The organism is Primorskyibacter marinus (assembly GCF_003313245.1).
GTDB lineage: Bacteria > Pseudomonadota > Alphaproteobacteria > Rhodobacterales > Rhodobacteraceae > Primorskyibacter > Primorskyibacter marinus.
The window spans coordinates 84,197-101,731 of the sequence record NZ_QJSD01000014.1; the positions used below are offsets into that span (position 1 = coordinate 84,197).

At 65.2% G+C, this 17,535-nt stretch carries 17 protein-coding genes and 1 riboswitch; of the genes, 9 read left to right on the plus strand and 8 right to left on the minus strand.

The features are described 5' to 3' along the window. Positions 1-162: 162 nt before the first annotated feature. The 7 genes from mraY to mraZ form a co-directional block, all read right to left on the minus strand. Entirely contained in the window at positions 163-1,245 is a 1,083-nt protein-coding gene (gene mraY, locus DMZ65_RS15115; RefSeq protein ID WP_116599704.1) for a phospho-N-acetylmuramoyl-pentapeptide-transferase, read from the minus strand. 4 nt (positions 1,246-1,249) lie between these two features. Beyond that, positions 1,250-2,695 (minus strand): UDP-N-acetylmuramoyl-tripeptide--D-alanyl-D-alanine ligase, encoded by a 1,446-nt coding sequence (locus tag DMZ65_RS15120; protein ID WP_116599705.1) that lies wholly within the window; start codon positions 2,693-2,695, stop codon positions 1,250-1,252. Next, a complete protein-coding gene (locus tag DMZ65_RS15125; RefSeq protein ID WP_116599730.1) occupies positions 2,692-4,176 on the minus strand; it encodes a UDP-N-acetylmuramoyl-L-alanyl-D-glutamate--2,6-diaminopimelate ligase in 1,485 nt (494 codons plus the stop codon). The genes DMZ65_RS15120 and DMZ65_RS15125 overlap by 4 nt, the downstream gene beginning before the upstream one ends. Positions 4,177-4,249: 73 nt before the next feature. Continuing rightward, on the minus strand, positions 4,250-6,034 hold the full coding sequence (locus tag DMZ65_RS15130) for a peptidoglycan D,D-transpeptidase FtsI family protein (RefSeq protein ID WP_116599706.1): 1,785 nt from the start codon (positions 6,032-6,034) through the stop codon (positions 4,250-4,252). Beyond that, complete coding sequence (gene ftsL, locus DMZ65_RS15135) at positions 6,031-6,375, minus strand: cell division protein FtsL (protein WP_198662707.1); 345 nt, start codon at positions 6,373-6,375, stop codon at positions 6,031-6,033. Before ftsL ends, DMZ65_RS15130 begins: the two co-directional genes overlap by 4 nt. Continuing rightward, positions 6,375-7,361 (minus strand): 16S rRNA (cytosine(1402)-N(4))-methyltransferase RsmH, encoded by a 987-nt coding sequence (gene rsmH / locus DMZ65_RS15140; RefSeq protein WP_116599708.1) that lies wholly within the window; start codon positions 7,359-7,361, stop codon positions 6,375-6,377. Before rsmH ends, ftsL begins: the two co-directional genes overlap by 1 nt. 3 nt (positions 7,362-7,364) lie before the next feature. After that, a complete protein-coding gene (mraZ, locus tag DMZ65_RS15145) occupies positions 7,365-7,868 on the minus strand; it encodes a division/cell wall cluster transcriptional repressor MraZ (protein ID WP_116599709.1) in 504 nt (167 codons plus the stop codon). A gap of 670 nt (positions 7,869-8,538) precedes the next feature. Next, positions 8,539-8,747, plus strand: a riboswitch (cobalamin riboswitch). 139 nt (positions 8,748-8,886) lie between these two features. On the opposite strand from mraZ, the gene DMZ65_RS15150 reads away from it, so the two are divergent. The 8 genes from DMZ65_RS15150 to DMZ65_RS15185 are packed head-to-tail and all read left to right on the plus strand — an operon-like array spanning position 8,887 to position 15,781. Continuing rightward, positions 8,887-10,722: a TonB-dependent receptor plug domain-containing protein gene (locus tag DMZ65_RS15150; protein WP_116599710.1), complete on the plus strand. Its 1,836-nt coding sequence runs from the start codon at positions 8,887-8,889 to the stop codon at positions 10,720-10,722. Further along, positions 10,709-11,536 carry an ABC transporter substrate-binding protein gene (locus tag DMZ65_RS15155; protein WP_232825015.1) on the plus strand — a complete coding sequence of 276 codons (828 nt, stop codon included), beginning with the start codon at positions 10,709-10,711 and terminating at the stop codon, positions 11,534-11,536. The genes DMZ65_RS15150 and DMZ65_RS15155 overlap by 14 nt, the downstream gene beginning before the upstream one ends. Beyond that, complete coding sequence (locus DMZ65_RS15160; RefSeq protein ID WP_116599712.1) at positions 11,533-12,522, plus strand: FecCD family ABC transporter permease; 990 nt, start codon at positions 11,533-11,535, stop codon at positions 12,520-12,522. The genes DMZ65_RS15155 and DMZ65_RS15160 overlap by 4 nt, the downstream gene beginning before the upstream one ends. Beyond that, positions 12,519-13,277, plus strand: coding sequence for an ABC transporter ATP-binding protein (locus DMZ65_RS15165; protein WP_116599713.1), 759 nt, complete (start codon positions 12,519-12,521; stop codon positions 13,275-13,277). Before DMZ65_RS15160 ends, DMZ65_RS15165 begins: the two co-directional genes overlap by 4 nt. Before the next feature lie 22 nt (positions 13,278-13,299). Then, positions 13,300-13,923: a MotA/TolQ/ExbB proton channel family protein gene (locus DMZ65_RS15170; RefSeq protein WP_116599714.1), complete on the plus strand. Its 624-nt coding sequence runs from the start codon at positions 13,300-13,302 to the stop codon at positions 13,921-13,923. Then, positions 13,923-14,300, plus strand: coding sequence for an ExbD/TolR family protein (locus tag DMZ65_RS15175; RefSeq protein ID WP_116599715.1), 378 nt, complete (start codon positions 13,923-13,925; stop codon positions 14,298-14,300). Before DMZ65_RS15170 ends, DMZ65_RS15175 begins: the two co-directional genes overlap by 1 nt. 25 nt (positions 14,301-14,325) lie before the next feature. After that, positions 14,326-14,706 carry an ExbD/TolR family protein gene (locus DMZ65_RS15180; protein WP_116599716.1) on the plus strand — a complete coding sequence of 127 codons (381 nt, stop codon included), beginning with the start codon at positions 14,326-14,328 and terminating at the stop codon, positions 14,704-14,706. 34 nt (positions 14,707-14,740) lie between these two features. Then, complete coding sequence (locus DMZ65_RS15185; protein WP_116599717.1) at positions 14,741-15,781, plus strand: energy transducer TonB; 1,041 nt, start codon at positions 14,741-14,743, stop codon at positions 15,779-15,781. A gap of 65 nt (positions 15,782-15,846) precedes the next feature. On the opposite strand, the gene DMZ65_RS15190 is transcribed toward DMZ65_RS15185, so the two are convergent. After that, positions 15,847-16,917 (minus strand): Mrp/NBP35 family ATP-binding protein, encoded by a 1,071-nt coding sequence (locus DMZ65_RS15190; RefSeq protein ID WP_116599731.1) that lies wholly within the window; start codon positions 16,915-16,917, stop codon positions 15,847-15,849. Positions 16,918-17,144: 227 nt separating this feature from the next. Between DMZ65_RS15190 and DMZ65_RS15195 the strand changes: the two genes are divergently transcribed. Further along, positions 17,145-17,360 carry a DUF1127 domain-containing protein gene (locus DMZ65_RS15195; protein WP_116599732.1) on the plus strand — a complete coding sequence of 72 codons (216 nt, stop codon included), beginning with the start codon at positions 17,145-17,147 and terminating at the stop codon, positions 17,358-17,360. The last annotated feature ends 175 nt before the right edge of the window (positions 17,361-17,535 follow it).

The window sequence follows — 17,535 nt, forward strand, 5'->3', positions numbered from 1 at the left end:
CTACGATAGCCCTTCCATAGCCCGATGGCGCGCGGCACGCCATGAGCCGCGGCTGCCGACACGCCGCTCCTGCCTTCTTCTCGGCGAAAATACTCTCCGGGGGTGCGGGGGTGGAAAACCCCCGCTGGCACCACCTGAGACAGGCAGCAAATCCGTAAGGCCTCAGCGCACCTTCAGCGTGGCAAGACCCAGCATCGCCAGGATCAGCGAGATGATCCAGAAGCGGATCACGATCTGCGGCTCCGACCAGCCCTTCTTTTCGTAATGGTGATGGATCGGTGCCATCAGGAAAACCCGCTTGCCGGTGCGCTTGAAATACAGCACCTGGATGATCACCGACAACGCCTCGACCACGAACAACCCGCCAACGATGGCCAGCACGATTTCGTGCTTGGTGGCGACCGCGATGGCCCCAAGCGCCCCGCCAAGCGCCAGCGACCCGGTATCGCCCATGAACACGGCCGCAGGCGGCGCGTTATACCACAGGAACCCCAGCCCGCCGCCGATCAGGGCGGCGGCAAAGATCAGGATCTCACCCGTCCCCGGCACATAATGCACGTCCAGATATTCGGTAAAGTCGGTGCGCCCCACCGCATAGGCAATCACCCCCAGCGTTCCGCCCGCGATCATCACCGGCATGATCGCCAGCCCGTCCAGCCCGTCGGTCAGGTTGACCGCATTGGCCGAACCGACAATGACAATCACTGCGAAGGGCACAAACAAATAGCCCAGGTTGATCAGCGTGTCCTTGAACACCGGCAGCGCCAGTTGATTGGTCAGCTCCGCCGGATGATACTGCGCCGCCCAGAACCCCGCTGCCGCCGCGATCAGAAGCCCCAGAAGCAATCTGACGCGTCCGGGCACACCGGCCACGTTCTGCTTGCTGACCTTGGCGTAATCGTCGGCAAAACCGATAAGGCCAAAAGACACGGTCACGAACAGCACCATCCAGATATAGGGATTGTCCAGCCGCGCCCAGATCAGGGTCGAGGTCAAAAGCGCGCCGACAATCAGCAGCCCGCCCATCGTGGGCGTGCCCGCCTTGAGGAAATGCCCTTCGGGGCCATCGTCGCGGATCGGTTGGCCCTTGCCCTGACGCTTGCGCAGCACGTTGATCAACGGCACGCCGAAGATGAACCCGAACAGCAGCGCCGTCAGAAAAGCCCCACCGGCCCGGAAGGTGATATAGCGGAACAGGTTGAAAAAGTCGCCGCCATCAGACAGGGCCGTCAGCCAGTAAAGCATCCGTTCAGTTCTCCGTGGTCTCACTTTGGGCTGGGCCTTGGCGCAATTTGCGCAAGCCGTCAACCACGCGCGCCAACCCCATGCTCAGCGACCCCTTCACCAGAACAACGTCTCCGGCGTCCAGATCGTGGCGCAGCCCCTTGGCCATCTCGGCGCTGGTCTCGGTCCAGCGGCCGCGCTTTTCCTGGGGCAATGCCGCCCATAAATGGTGCATCAGTGGCCCTATCGCGTGAACCCGGTCGATCCGGTCCATCGCCGCCAGATCGGCAAGTGCTGCGTGCAAGGTCGCCTCATCGTCACCCAATTCCTTCATATCGCCCAGATAGGCAATCCGCCGCCCCTGCGCGACACGCCCCAAATCGTGACGTACAGACGCCGCCGCCAGCACTTCCAGCGCCGCCCCGACAGATGCCGGGTTGGCGTTATAGGCGTCATCAATCATCTCGAACGCCACCTGCATGTCCACCGCGTCAAGCCGGATGACCTCGCGCGCGCCGCGCCCCTCGACCGGATGCCAGCGGCCCAGAGCCAGTATTGCAAGCGCACGGTCCAGATGCAGCGCACTGACCACCGCGATCACCGCCATTCCGTTCACCGCAAAATGCCGCCCCGGCACCGCCACCTTGTACAAAAGCGGTGTGCGCCAGGCCCGCCCATGCACCACGGTCGCCTGATCGCCGATCTGCACATTGGTCACGCGGTGGTGACAGGCCGCGCTTTCGCCAAAGGTGATGACCCGCGCGGCACGCGCCTGTGCTGCCGCGATCAATATCTCGGATGTCGCCAGATCGCCGTTGACGATGCCCGTGCCACCCGGTTCCAGCCCCTCGAAAATCGCGGCTTTCTCGCGCGCGATGCCCTGGACGTTCTCAAACGCTGCCAGATGCGCAGGTGCCACGATGGTCACGACGGCGACATGCGGCCGCGCCAGCCGCGCCAGCGGCGCAATCTCTCCGGGGTGGTTCATGCCGATCTCGATCACCGCGAAATCGGTGTCCTTCGGCATTCGCGCCAGCGTCAGCGGCACACCCCAATGGTTGTTATAGCTCTTTTCCGCGGCATGGACCCGGCCCTGCCCGCCCAGCACCTTGCGCAGCATCTCCTTGGTCGAGGTCTTGCCGACAGAGCCCGTCACCGCAACGACCCGCGCCTCTGTCCGCGCCCGCGCCGCGACACCCAGACGTTCCAGCCCGGCCAACACATCGTCTACAATCAGCAAGGGCGCATCCGCAGAAACACCCTCGGGCACATGATCGACCATTGCGGCTGCGGCACCGCCTTGCAACGCCTGGGCCACAAACTCATGCCCGTCGCGCGCCGCTTTCAGCGCCACGAACAGATCGCCCCGGACAATCGTGCGCGTGTCGATGGAAACGCCCGTCGCCGCCCAATCGCCGACAGCCCGCCCGCCGGTGGCGGCGGCCGCCTCGGCGGCGGTCCAAAGCGTCATGGCAACCTCCCGTCCAGCGCCGCCACGGCCACGCTGGCCTGTTCGACATCATCGAACGGGTAGACAATATCGCCGACCGTCTGGCCCGACTCGTGCCCCTTGCCGCAGATCAGCAGCGCATCACCGGGGCCAAGCGCATCGACGCCGCGCAGGATCGCTTCGGCCCGGTCGCCCACCTCTGACGCATCGCCCGCGCCCTCCATGACGGCGGCGCGGATCGCGGCGGGGTTTTCAGAGCGTGGGTTGTCGTCGGTCACGATCACCAGATCGGCATGTTCCGCCGCCGCCTGCCCCATCAAGGGGCGCTTGGCGCGGTCCCGATCGCCGCCCGCGCCGATGATTGCCACAAGGCGCCCCATCACATGCGGGCGCAGCGCCTGAATGGCGGTGGCAATCGCGTCGGGCGTATGGGCGAAATCGACAAACACCGCCGCACCGTTTTCGCGCGTCGCGGCCAGTTGCATCCGGCCCCGCACGGTGCGCAATTGCGGCAGGGCGTCGAACACCTCTTCCGGCTCTGCCCCGCAGGCAATCACCAGACCGGCGGCCAGAAGCACGTTTTCGCCCTGAAAGCCGCCGATCAGCGGCAGGCGCAATTGCCGGGCCACGCCTTCATGCACAATGCGGATTTCCTGCCCGGTGGCATCGAAACGCTGCGCGCTCAGGCAAATATCGGCACCCTCGGCATCGCCAACGGTCAGGACATGCTGGCCGCGCGCGCTGGCAATCGCAGCCATATCCACGCCGCGCGCGTCGTCGATATTGACCACCGCCACACCGTCATCGGGCAGCACGCGGGCGAACAGCCCCGCCTTGGCGTCGAAATATTCCTCAAAGCTGGCGTGGTAATCCAGATGATCCTGACTGAAATTGGTGAATCCCGCCGCGCGCAGATGCACGCCGTCAAGGCGGCGCTGCGCCAGCCCGTGGCTGGACGCCTCCATCGCGGCATGGGTCACACCCGCCCTTGCTGCCTGCGACAGAACCCGGTGCAGGGTGATCGGTTCGGGCGTCGTATGCGCCAGCGGCGCGTCCCAGTCGCCCTCAACACCGGTCGTGCCGACATTGACGGCGCTGTGGCCCAGCTCTTGCCAGATATGACGCACAAATGTGGCGACCGAGGTCTTGCCGTTGGTGCCGGTGATGGCCACCATCACCTCTGGCTGCGCGCCGAACCACAGGGCGGCCGAAAAGGCCAGCGCCTGCCGGGGATCTTCGGCAATCACCAATGCGGCTTCTGACGCGGCCAGTGCCTCCGCGGCAATCCTTGCGCCCTCGGCATCGGTCAGGACAGCGCCCGCGCCCATGCGCAGCGCATATTGGATAAACTCACCGCCATGCACCCGCGTGCCCGGCAAGGCCGCAAACAGATGGCCCTCGCGTACCTCGCGGCTGTCCACGGCAAGGCCCGTCACCTGCGCCTCGCGGCCCCCCCGCGCTGTCAGCCCCAATTCGCTCAGCGTCTTTGCGCCGTTCCCCATACGCTTTATCCCGTCTTTGACCATCGTTCGCAGGTGCCACCGGCAGCCCCGCATGACAAGGGCAAGCCCTGCGTCAATTGGACGTCAGCGTTATACCAGCAAGCTGTCCCGGCTCAACCTCCGGTGCCATGCCCAGAAGCGGCGCGATCCGGCCGATCATCTCGGCCGCGACGGGAACAGCCGTCCAGCCGGCGGTGCGGCGCGGTTTGGTGCCCGAATTCTCGGACGGCTCGTCCAGCGTTACCACCAGGACATATTTCGGATCATGCGCCGGGAACATCGCGGCGAAAGTGGCGATCACCTTGTCCTCGTAATAGCCGCCCCCACGTTCCTTGGGCTTGTCAGCCGTGCCGGTCTTGCCGCCCACGGCATAGCCGGGCACGTCGCCGAAGCTGGCCGTGCCGTCCGTCACCACCCTGCGCAGCATGGCCCGCGACCGTGCGGAAACTTCCGAGCGCATGATCCGCGGGCCAAGCTGCGCGCCGGACTGTTTCAGCAAGGTCGGCGTGATCTGAAAGCCACCATTTGCAATCGCCGCATAGCCTGCGGCCAGATGCAGCGGCGTGGCAGACAGCCCGTGACCATAAGAGATCGTCATCGTGGACAGTTCCGACCATTGCGGCGGAAGCAGCGGCTGGCCGCCTTTGGATTCCACCATTTCCAGACCTGTCGGCTTGAAGAACCCCAGCGCCTCAAGGAACTGCTTCTGGCGTTCTATCCCGATCATCTGGGCAATTCGCGCCGTGCCGATATTCGAAGACTTCACGATCACTTTGGTGACCGACAACTCCTTGCCGTAATTGCGGAAATCACGGATGCGGAACTTTCCCCAGCGCAAGGGGCCACGGATGTCGATCATCGTATCCGGGCGGACAAGGCCAAGCTCCATCGCCTGGGCCGTCGCGAAGATCTTGAAGGTAGAGCCAAGCTCGTACACCCCCTGCACCGCGCGGTTGAACAGCGGACTGTCGGACGGGTTGCCTTCGGTCGGCGGACGCGGGCGGTCATTGGGGTCGAAATCCGGCAGGCTGGCAATCGCGATCACCTCGCCGGTATGCACATCCATCAGAACCGAGGCCGCGCCCTTGGCATTCATCAGCTTCATGCCGCCATAAAGCACACGCTCGGTCGCGGCCTGAACGGTCAGATCCAGGGACAGTTCCAGCGGTGCGCCTTCGCGGGCCGGATCGCGCAGCACATCGTCAAAGTATTTCTCAACCCCGGCGGTGCCGATCACCTCTGCCGAATGCACGCCCTCGCGGCCAAACCCGGCACCCCCCAGAACGTGGCTGGCGATGGAGCCGTTGGGAAACAGCCGCATCTCGCGCGGGCCGAACAGCAGGCCCGGCTCGCCAATATCATGCACGGCCTGTTGTTGTTCGGGGCTGATCTTCTTCTTCACCCAGACGAATTTGCGCTTGCCCGAAAAATCCTTGATCAGGCGCTCTTCCTCCAGGTCCGGAAAGATCCCGGCCAATGCCTTGGCGGCGCGTTCCGGTTCAACCATCTGCTGCGGATGCGCATAGAGCGAGTGGGTGTCCATATTGGTCGCAAGAATGCGGCCACGACGGTCCACAATATCGGCGCGCTGCGCGATGATCGACGCGCCCGCGGCCTGCGCGCGCGGCTCGCTCGCCTCAGAGGCCGACAAGACGCCCATGCGGGCACCGATGACTGAGAAGGCGCAGAAAAACATCACGCCCAGCACCAACAGCCGCCCCTCGGCGCGGATGCGGGACCGGTCGCGCATCTGCTCGTGGCGGATGCGCAGATTCTCGCGTTCGATCGCATCGGGGTTTTCACCGCGGCTGCGGGCTTCGAGAATACGGGCGAGCGGGCGCAGCGCGGTCCGGTTCATTCGTCCTCTCCCGAGCTGGCCACCGTGATCGCCTGTTCGTCAATCACCGCGGCACGCTGCGGATAGGATACCTGATCAACGCGCCCAAACTGATCCGGGCGCAGCGGCAACAGTCCCAAGCTTTCAAAATTGACCTCGGCCAGATCGCGCAGCCGGTCGGGCCGGTTGAGATAGGCCCATTCAGCCTTCAGCACGGCCAGTCGCGCACGCGCAGTGCCGATCTTGTGTTGCAGGCGTTCGGCATTCGACAGCGCCTCCTGCGTCTTGTAATTCTCGTGATAGGCCCAGAAGGCCAATCCGATCACGGAAAGCGCGGTCAGCACAAAAAACAGGCTACGCATCATCTCGCTCCTTTCAGCAATGGCATGGCAATGGCTTTGGCGTCGATCTCGCCCGCCGGTGCGTCCGTCCGGGTGGCCACCCGCAACAAGGCGCTGCGCGCACGCGGATTGACATCCAGCTCTTCGGGATCGGCACCGATGGCCTTGCGGTTGGCAATCTTGAACTGCGGATCCGGCGCTTCGACCTCGGGCGCGAACCGGTTGGCATTGCCCAGCGCCCCGCCGCGCGCCTGAAGGAAACGCTTGACCATGCGGTCCTCGATGGAATGAAAGCTGACAACCGCCAGCCAGCCGCCGGGTTTCAGCACCCGCTCCGCCGCGAGCAACCCCTGATAGAGCGCGCCATATTCATCGTTCACCGCAATGCGCAGCGCCTGAAAGCTGCGCGTGGCGGGATGCGACTGCCCCGGCTTTTGCCGTGGCAGACAGCCCTCGATGATCCCGGCCAGTTGCAGCGTCCGGGTGATCGGCTCTTTCTCGCGTTCGCGAACAATCGCACGGGCGATCCGGCGCGAGGCACGCTCTTCCCCGTAGGTGTACAGAATATCGGCCAGATCGACCTCTTCGGCACTGTTCACCAGATCGGCGGCGCTGTCGCCCGTGGCCCCCATCCGCATGTCCAGAGGCCCGTCGCGCATGAAGGAAAATCCGCGCTCGGCCAGATCCAGCTGCATCGAGGAGACGCCCAGATCCAGCACAACGCCGTCAGCGGCCTCGGCATGTTTGTCCATATCGGCAAAATTCGCCTCGACCAGCCGCAGCTTGTCGCCATATTCCGCCGCCCAGCCCCCGGCCATGTCAAAGACCATCGGGTCGCGGTCGATGCCGATGACCTGATCTGCACCAGCCTCCAGCAACCCGCGCGCATAGCCCCCCGCGCCGAATGTGCCGTCAATCCAGATGCCTTTTACAGGCGAAACCGCCCGCAGAAGCGGGCGCAGCAGGACCGGGATATGCGGGTCAGAAGGCGGGGCGGCGGGTGGCATCTCTTACGCGCCTCCTTCATCTTCCAGGAAACTCAGCGGATCGACATCGTCGGGCAGTTCGTCCAGGAATTCTTCGGTCTTGGCCAGTTCTTCCTTCTCGTAGGTCTCGGGGTTCCAGATCTGAAACGTATCCCCGGCGGCGATGAAAAACGCCTGCCCCTCAAGACCGATCTTCTGGCGCAGCTTGGCAGGCAGGACCAGACGGCCGGTCTCGTCGACATTGGTGGGATGGGACTGGCCCTGGAAAAGCTGTTGCAGAATGCGGCGTTGCCGCGATCCGCGCGGCTTTGCGTCGATCTTGCTGTCCACCTCTTCGATGGCCTCGATCGTGTAGCATTCCAGAAACTTGCGGCGATGGTCGCCATAGACAATCACAAGCTCGGGGTTCAGCCCTTCGGTCCAATTCGGGTCGCACTCTTCCAGTACACGACGAAAAGAGGCCGGGATGGACACCCTGCCTTTCGCATCTACCTTGAGCTGGCTTTCGCCTCTGAACCTGCGACCCACTGCCCTGCCGCTTCCTTCGTTTGCCCCACCCGGTTTTCCCGGTCCCTAAACGCGAAAGGGCGGGCTGATCTGCTGCCACTGATCAACCCGCCACCCTCGTCCCGCTTTGTGCGGATATGTCCAGCTACACGCGCCATCTGGGGGGATGTCTGCTCGCTCGCGCGCCGGATCTTTGGTCACGATGAAAGGCGGAGCCTGTATGAAACCTGCCGTTCTTGTTTTATTTGGGAGAATGTTTCGGGGTTCTTTGTGTGCCCCTTCGTCCCGTCCCTCATCGTGATTACAGGGATACTATGGGAATTGATGGCGATCAATAGGAATTTATGGCCCCAAGCTACTGCATCTGGTTTTCCACACCCCTGAAAAACAACATATCGTTTCCATTCTGCAAAACTGGACGCGATTTGTAGCGGACGAACCCCAACCACACACCAGATATAGCGCCCCAGCCGCGCCATATTTTTTCCCGTGAGTTTGTCGATTTTTCTCGATTGGTGACCACATTCACACAGAACTGGCCCAGAGATCGCCACGAATCGTGGCTGCATCTGTCGCTTTTGCGCAGAATCTCCCTGCCAGCGGTATGAATTCCCATCCGTCCCATGCAATCCCGTCCGACACCCTTCTTTCGCCCCCATAATTCCACTCTTGCCTTGAAAATGCCTGCGCAGTAGAGCGTTCGTATCTCGGTTCGGGCTGTCAAACTCCCGACGAAGAGGGAACGCGGTGCGGGGTATGCCCTTATTCCGCGGCTGCCCCCGCAACTGTGAGCGGCGAGCGCGGCCGGATGATGTCACTGTGGTGTGCGCGCACCCACGGGAAGGCCCGGCCAAGCGACGACCCGCAAGCCAGGAGACCTGCCGGGAAGATCACCCTATTCGGGCGCGGGGGGCGCCGGGATAACGGTTCTCCGTTGCGGTGACAGACCTTCACCGTTCGCGGAAGGGCCCCCTTTCCCGAGCCAGACATAAAGCGCCGGCGCCCGGATTGCGCCGCTTCGATCTGGAAAGGATCGACCATGAAACAAACCCTCGCCCCGGCCTCCCTGCTGGCGGTCGGCCTCGCCCTGCCCGCCATGGCGCAGGACTACACCCTCCTCGACACGATCACGGTTTATGCCAACCAGACCCCGACAGAGTTGTCGAGCAGCGGTGCAACTGTCGATGTAGTGACTCAGGCAGATCTGCGAGCCAGCGGAACATCGCGCCTTGCGGATGCGCTCGACACCCTGCCCGGTGTCGCTGTCAGCAACAGTGGCGGGCTGGGTGGCACCAGCACCGTGCGGGTGCGTGGCCTGTCCGGTGCCTATGTGCCGGTCTATGTGAACGGGATCGACGTGACCGATCCGTCCTCGACGCAGACCCAGTTCGACTGGGCCAATATCTCCATGTCCAACATCTCTCGCGTGGAATTGGTGAAGGGGTCGCAATCCGCCGTACACGGATCCGAGGCGATTGGCGGCGTGATCAACGTCACCACGAAAGGTGCAGACGTCGAAGGCACCCAGATCGATGTCGCGACAGAGGTCGGTGCCTACGACACGATCCGGTCTTCCGTGAATGTTGCCAACCGGAGCGAGAGTGGTGGACTGTATTTCGGGCTCAGCCGCGTGCGGACGGACGGGTTTTCCGCGCGCGAGGGCGCGTTCTTTACCGAAGACGACGCGTTTGAGGGCACGCAACTGACCTTTGGTGCCGATTATGATGTGACCGGCACGCTGCGGGTGGGCCTCGATGCCTTTGCCATCGACAGCACCGCCGATTTCGACACATTCACCGAGGACGGCGTGGCCGAAACCCGGACCCGCGCCCTGCGCGCCTGGGCGGAACTGACGACAGGTGCCGTGGACCACACCCTGTCCGCCTCGCGGTTCGAAATCGACCGCCTGAGCACTGCGGACGGCTTTGCCGACCCGTTCGAAGGCACCCGAGAGCGCATCGACTACATGGCAAGCTGGCAGGCGACCGATGCACTGACGCTAAGTGCCGGCGTAGACTGGACACGAGAAACGTCCTTCTCGACCGGCGGGCTATTTGATCCGATAACCTTCGCGCGCACCGGCAGCATCACTTCCGACAGCGATTCGACGATCAGCGGCATCTTCACCGAGGCGCTCTGGGCACCGCGTGGCGATCTTGATCTGTCATTCTCTGTCCGCCACGACGACCATTCACGCTTTGGCGGGCACACCTCGGCCCGAGCGGCGCTGGCATGGCGGCCGACCGAAGACATCACCGTCCGGGCGCTGGCATCCAACGGCTTTCGTGCGCCGTCGCTTTACGAACTCTTCGATGCGCAGTATGGGAACGCCGATCTGTCCGAGGAAACCAGTCGCAACTACGAACTGGGGATCGAAAAGACCTATGCGGGCGGTGCCTTTGTCGGGGCGGCGGCCTTTTACACTGAAGTCGACGATCTGATCGTCTTTGGCTTTCCAACCTACCAGCAATCAAGCGGCACCAGCGTGACCCGCGGGCTGGAGCTTTCCGGCGGGCTGCCTGTGACAGACAGAATTTTCCTGACTGGCAATTACACGCTGACCGACAGCCGTGACGCCAATGACGACCCGCAATTGCGCGTGCCCCGCCATGATCTGGTGCTCGGGCTTGACGCAGAGATCACGGACAGGCTGTCCGGAGGGCTGACCGTGCAGAAAATTGCCGACCGGCCCAGCGAGTTCGGGACGGAGATGGATGATTACACGCTGATAAATGCAACCCTTGGCTACGTCATCTCCGATACAGCAGAGGCGTATTTGCGGATCGAGAATCTGGGCGATGCCGATTATCAGACGGTCGGTGGCTTCTCGACCTCCGGCCGCGCCGCCTATGTCGGGATCCGTGCGTCCTTCTAGGCTCATATCGTTTGCTGCCGCGCTGGTCCTGTCCGGCGCGGCGGCGCTCGCGGCCCCACAGCGGGTCGTGTCTTTGAACGTCTGCACCGACCAGATGGCGATGCTGCTCTCCGGTCCCGGACAGTTGCTGGCGGTCTCCAAGCTGGCGTCGGACCCGCGCACATCCGCGATGGCCGAACAGGCCGAAGGCTGGCCCGTCACCGATGGCACCGCCGAGGATGTCTTTCTGCGCGCCCCCGATCTGGTGCTGGCCGGCACCTACACCACCCGCGCCACCGTCGAGATGCTGGAACGGCTGGGCGTGCGCGTCGAACGCTTTGCGCCTGCAAACTCGCTTGCCGATGTGCGCGACAATCTTGCGCGGATGGGGGCGCTTCTGGGACGCGAGGTCGCCGCCACCGCCCTGATCGCGGCTTTTGACGCCCGGCTTGCCGCCCTGACCGAAACCCCTGACGCGCGCCCGCGCGTTGTCATGTATCAGGCGCTTGGCACCACGACCGGCGCCGACACGCTTGCAGGCGATGTGCTGCGCGCTGCGGGCTTTGAAAACATCGCCGCCGAGTTGGGCCTGCCTTTCGGTGGTCGCCTGCATCTGGAGGAACTGCTGCTGGCGCAACCCGATCTGATCCTGATCGGTGCGCCCTATGGCGGACATGCGCGCGCCACCGAACTGCTCGACCACCCCGCCCTTGCCGCCACCGGCGCGCTGCGGCGGATCGGCGATGGTGCCAAATGGACCTGCGAGACGCATTATATTCTTGATGCCGTGGCACAGATGCGCGCCCTGCGACTGGAATGGGAGGCCGCGCAATGAGTCCCCGCATCCTTGCCGCCTTGCTCAGCCTGCTTGTGCTGGTGCTGTTTGCGGCCTCGATGTTTCTGGGTCACGCCGCCATCGGCCCGATGGATGCGCTGCGCACGCTTTCCGGTCAGGGCGAGGAGCTGACCACGTTGATCCTGACGCAGATCCGCCTGCCACGCGCGCTTCTGGCGGCGATGGTCGGCGCGTCGCTGGGTCTGGCCGGGGCGGCGATGCAGGGTTATCTGCGCAACCCGCTGGCCGAACCCGGACTGATCGGCGTGTCCGGGTCCGCAGCCCTTGGCGCAGTGATCGCGCTGCAAACCGGGCTGGCGGCGGGTTTTGCGCTGGCCTTGCCACTGATGGCGCTTGGCTTTGCCTTCGCTGCGGTCCTGCTGATCCTCGCCCTCGCCGGGCCGCGCGGGTCGTCGCTGACGCTGATCCTGGCAGGCATCGCGATCTCCGCTCTGGCGGGCGCGTTCACGGCGCTGGTGCTGAACCTGTCGCCCAACCCCTATGCCGCGTCGGAAATCATGTTCTGGATGATGGGCTCTGTCGCTGACCGCTCGATGGCACATGTGGCGCTGGCAGCCCCCCTGATCCTGTTGGGCTGGGCCGCGCTGTTCACGCTGGGCCGGGGGCTGGACGCGTTGACACTGGGCGAGGATGCGGCGCAGGCGATGGGCATCCCGCTGTCGCGTCTGCGCCTGACGCTTCTGGCGGGCACGGCCGCCGCCGTGGGGGCCGCGACGGCCGTGGCAGGCGCTGTGGGTTTTGTCGGCCTGATCGTGCCGCATATCCTGCGCCCGCTGACCGGGGCACGCCCCTCAACGCTGCTCTGGGCCTCGGCGCTTGGCGGGGCGGCGATGGTGCTGGCGGCGGATCTTGCGGTGCGGCTGATCCTGCCCGATCGCGACCTGAAGCTCGGCGTTGTCATGGCGCTGATCGGCGCGCCGCTCTTTCTGCATCTGATCTACAAGACGCGAAGGGAGATGACATGACTCTGCTCGCGCTTCGTGCCCTGACGGTCCGGCGCGGCGACCGCCCGGTGGTGGATCGCGTGTCGTTTTCCATCGGCCCCGGCGAATGCGTCGGCCTGATCGGCCCGAACGGTGCGGGCAAGACAACGCTGATGCGCGCCGCCCTTGGGCTGTTGGCACACCAAGGCCATAGCAGCCTTGCCGAGATGCCCGCCCGCGACCGCGCCGCCACCGCCGCATGGCTGCCCCAGAAGCGAGAGATCGCCTGGCCCGTCACGGTCGAGGCGCTGGTGGCCCTTGGCCGCCTGCCGCATCTGCCGCGTGGCACAAGGCTGCGCGAAACCGACCGCGCCGCCGTCGAGGCCGCCTTGTCCCGCATGGGGCTGACCGCCTTCAGGGACCGGCTGGCAACAGAGCTGTCGGGGGGCGAGCAGGCCCGCGTTCTCATCGCCCGCGCGCTGGCGCAGGAAACGCCCCTGCTGATGGCGGACGAACCCTCTGCCGGGCTTGACCCGGCAGCTCAGATCGCCACGCTGCGGGTGTTTCGGCAGTTGACGCGCGAAGGTCGCGCGGTGCTGGCTTCGCTGCACGATCTCAACCTCGCGGCGCGCTATTGCTCGCGCCTGATCCTGCTGGGCGACGGATTGCTGGTGGCCGATGGCCCGCCCGCCGATGTGCTGACGCCCGACAATATCGCCCGCGTCTTTCACCTTGAGGCGCGGATGATCGACACCGATCACGGGCCGCTGTTTCAGGCCCTGGACGTGCTGCCATGACCGCCTTGAAGGAGCCACTGCGATGCTAGGCCAGATCCCCCCCCTGCTGTCACGCGGCGGTCCCGCGCTTTGGGTCATCGCCGCCCTGTCTGTCGTCACGCTGGCCCTGATCCTGTGGAAGCTGTGGCGCCTGTCGGTGCTGGGCGCATGGCGCCGCGCGCGGGTCGAAACTGCGCTGACGCTCTGGTCGGACGGTCAGCGCGACGCCGCCCGCGATCACCTGAAGGCCCGCCCCGGCCTGCGCGCCCGTGTGGCCCATGCCGCGATGCAGGCGCTGACAGGCGGCATCGCCCCCGACCCCGCGCGAGAGGAAACCGCCCGCGTCGCCCGCGCCGCCCTGATCGAGGCGCGCACCGGGTTGCGCGCGCTGGAACTGATCGCCACCATCGCGCCGCTGCTTGGCCTTCTCGGCACGGTTCTGGGCATGATCGAGGCGTTTCAGGCCCTGCAAGACACGGGCAGCCGCGCCGATCCCGCAGCGCTTGCGGGCGGCATATGGGAGGCGCTGCTGACCACCGCCGCGGGCATGGCCGTGGCGATCCCGGCAGGCGTCGCCCTGTCATGGTTCGACAGCATCGCCGAACGCCTGTCGCATGATATGGAGGACGCAGCCACCCGCATCTTCACCACCGGACCCCGCAACTGATGTTGTCCCTCGCCGCCCCTCCACGCCGCCGCAGGCCCAGCCTGACGCCGATGATCGACGTGGTGTTTCTGCTGCTGGTCTTCTTCATGCTGGCCGCGCGGTTTGGCGGCGAAAACGTGGTGCCGCTTGTCATCGGCGGCGCGGGGGACGGCTGGACCGGACCGCCACGGCTGGTCGAGGTCAAAGCCACCGGCCTCACCCTCAACGGCATTCCGGTGGCGCGGGACGCGCTGGCGGATGCCCTCGCCCCGCTGATGCCCACGCCGGATGCGCCGGTCATCCTGCGCGGTGGCGAGGGCGCGTCGGTTCAGGACATGCTGTCCCTGCTGGACCTGCTGCGCGCCGCTGGCCTGACATCGCTGGTGGTGGCGGAATGAACACGCCACCCCCCATAGGCGCGCCATGACCCGCCTGCTGCCCCCAATTCCCAGACGCGCGGCGCGCGAACCCGTGGTGCCGATGATCAACGTGGTGTTCCTGCTGCTGATCTTCTTTCTGATGACCGCCAGCCTGACCCCGCCCGACCCGCTGCCCCTGACCCTGCCGCAAAGCGCCAGCGAGGCGGCGGCGGATCAGGCCAACACGCTCTACCTTGCCAGCGATGGCCGGATCGCCTTTGGCACGTTGCGGGGCGCAGAGGCAGAAACCGCCGCGGCCACGGGCGCATCGGTGCTGCTCAAGGCCGATCGCGACGCACCGGCGCAGGCGCTCGCCGCCTTGCTGACCCGCCTTACCCGGCTTGGCGCCCAGCAGGTTTCCGTCGTCACCGAGGCCGCGCCGTGACCCGGCCCGCCACATGTCCTGACGGCCCAGACCGATGAGAGGCGCGCTGGAAGCCGCAGCCGCTCTGACGCTGGCCACGGCCCTGCATGCGGCGGGGCTTGTCTGGGTCGACGACCACCTGTCACCGCAGGACGCCACCGCAGCGCAGGCGGGCGATCAGGGCAGTGACAGCGTGACGCTTGCCGCCCTGCCTTCCAGCATGGCCGGAATGCTGGAACGCTGGGACGCGCCGCCGCAAACCGCCACGCCAGCGGACCTGCCAGACGCACCGACACCGGAGGCCGCACCGGCTGTGCAACCGGCCGTGCCCGCGCCTGTCATGGCACCGCGCCCGGACGCGCTGATTGACCCTGCCAAGGATACCGCGCCCGCGCTGGACACAAGGTCGCCTGCCCCACGCGCGTTGGAAAGCGCGGCGCCGCAGGCACTGCGCGCGCCCTCCACGCCCGAAATGTCCCTGCCCGACCTGCCGAACACTCCGGCGCAGACCTTGCCAAGGTCATTGCCAATGCCGCGCCCGCCCGACCAACGCGACAGCGCCGCCTTGCCGCAGGTGGACAGTGCAGCGCCGCCGCAACCCAGACGCCATGCGCCCCGCGTGTCAGAGCGGCCGCAAGCGCGCCCAGCGCCCCCCGCGCCCAGGCCCGCCCCGCAAAAGAGCACGACGAAAGCGTCTCCTCGCAAGCCTGCAAGCGCGGCCTCCCAGCAGATACCCTCCGCCGGGCGCAAGGCACAAACTGCCGCCGGGACCGACAACACCGCCCCGCAGCCAAGCCGCAGCAGCGCCGCGCAGATTGCCAGTGCCAAAGCCCGCTGGTCCGCGCAGTTGCGCCAGCGCATCGCCCGCGCCCAGCGCTATCCGCGCGGCACCCGCGCCACTGGCACGGTTGTCGTGAAGCTGAAGGTGACGCGGCAAGGCCGCGTGGTCGGTGCCAGCATCGCGCGCGGCTCCGGCGATGCCACGCTCGATCAGGCAGCCCTGCGCGCTGTCAATCGCGCCCGCCTGCCCGCCGCCCCGTCAGAGCTGACGGATGCGGCGTATTTCTTCCAGATCCCGCTCGCCTTCCGCCGGTAGCACCCGGTTTCGCCGGTAGCGTCCGGTTCCGCGGGCGGCACCCGGTCAGGCAGGTAGCGCCCGGTTCAGGCGATCCCGTCCTTGACCAGACGATCCGCAAGCTGCGCAAAAGCCTGCGCCACCGGCCCGTCGCCTGCGGCAATCGGCGTGCCAGCATCGCCCGACAGGCGCGTCTCCAGATCAACAGGCAGCGATCCGAGCAGCGGCACGCCCAGCTTTTCCGCCTCCGCCGCGACACCGCCCTGACCGAACAGATGCGCCTCGTGCCCGCAAGAGGGGCAGATATAGGTGGACATGTTCTCGATCATCCCGAGAAGCGGCACCTTGAGCGTCTGGAACATGTCGATGGCCTTGCGCGCATCCAGCAGCGCCACGTCCTGCGGCGTGGACACGATCAGCGCGCCGGTCAGATCGGCCTTCTGGCCCAGCGTCAGTTGCACATCCCCGGTGCCGGGCGGCAGATCGACGATCAGCACGTCCAGCTCGCCCCATTGCACCTGTGTCATCATCTGTTGCATCGCGCCCATCAGCATCGGCCCGCGCCAGACAGCGGCCTTGCCTTCCTCCAGCATGAACCCGATGGACATCAGCGTGACGCCATGCGCGTGCAGCGGAATGATCGTCTTGCCATCCGGCGACGCGGGGCGCTTGTTGATCCCCATCATGCGCGGCTGGCTGGGTCCGTATATATCGGCGTCCAGCAACCCCACGCGCCGACCCGAACGCGCCAGCGCCACCGCCAAGTTGGCCGAGACCGTGGATTTGCCCACACCGCCCTTGCCGGAACCGACGACCAGAATGCGGTCCACACCCGGAGGGTTCATCGGCTGTGACTGCGGCTTGGCATGTCCGCCGAATTTCAGACTGGGCGGCGGCGTCTTTTCCGCCGGTCCATGCGCCGTCAACGCAACGCTGGCCGAGGTCACACCCTCGATCCGCGCCACCGCTTCCTCGGCCGCGCGGCGAAGCGGTTCCATGTGACGGGCGACTTCGGGACTTGGTGCCTCGATGACAAACCGCACGGTGCCACCGTCGACACTCAATGCGCGCACCATATCGCTCGAAAAAAGATCGCCGCCATCCGGCAAGGCGAGTCCTGCCAAAACCCGCTCTACTTCATCGCGAATTTCATTCATGCTCAATTCTCCATCTTCGTTGCTGCTGAAGGTGGCAGCTTTGCGAGCGAACACAACCCTAACCCGACAGCCACAAAAAAATTGCAATATTTTATGACGTTACGTCAGCGTCCACTATGCATTCGCTGCATAGCAGCATTGAGTATTGGGGTATTGTGCATCTGCAGCATAAGCCTATTTTGGTGTCAACGAAACGAAACGAACAACATACGAAAATGAGCACCCAAATGGCATACGCAACGCATACATCAAACACTCAAGGCGCTTTCGCTGCACGCGTCGGCGGCGCTCTGGACTCCATCCGCACCCGATTTGCGCGCCGTCGCATCTACAAGCGCACATTGACAGAACTGCAATCGCTGTCCACCCGCGAACTCGAAGATCTGGGCCTGAACCGCAGCTCGCTGAACCGGATCGCCTACCAGGCCGCTTACGAGGTCTGAACAAGTTTCAAGGATCGAAAGGCTTTTCCTCCTCCCTAAGCCTTTCGTAACTGGCGACGGTCTCCATCCTCCCGGAGATCGTCGTCCGAAATTCCGGGCCAAACGGCCCGACACAGTTCGGAAGACGCCTCTCCTCCTCCCTGGCGTCAACCGTAACGAGAGCGGCGGCACTTCT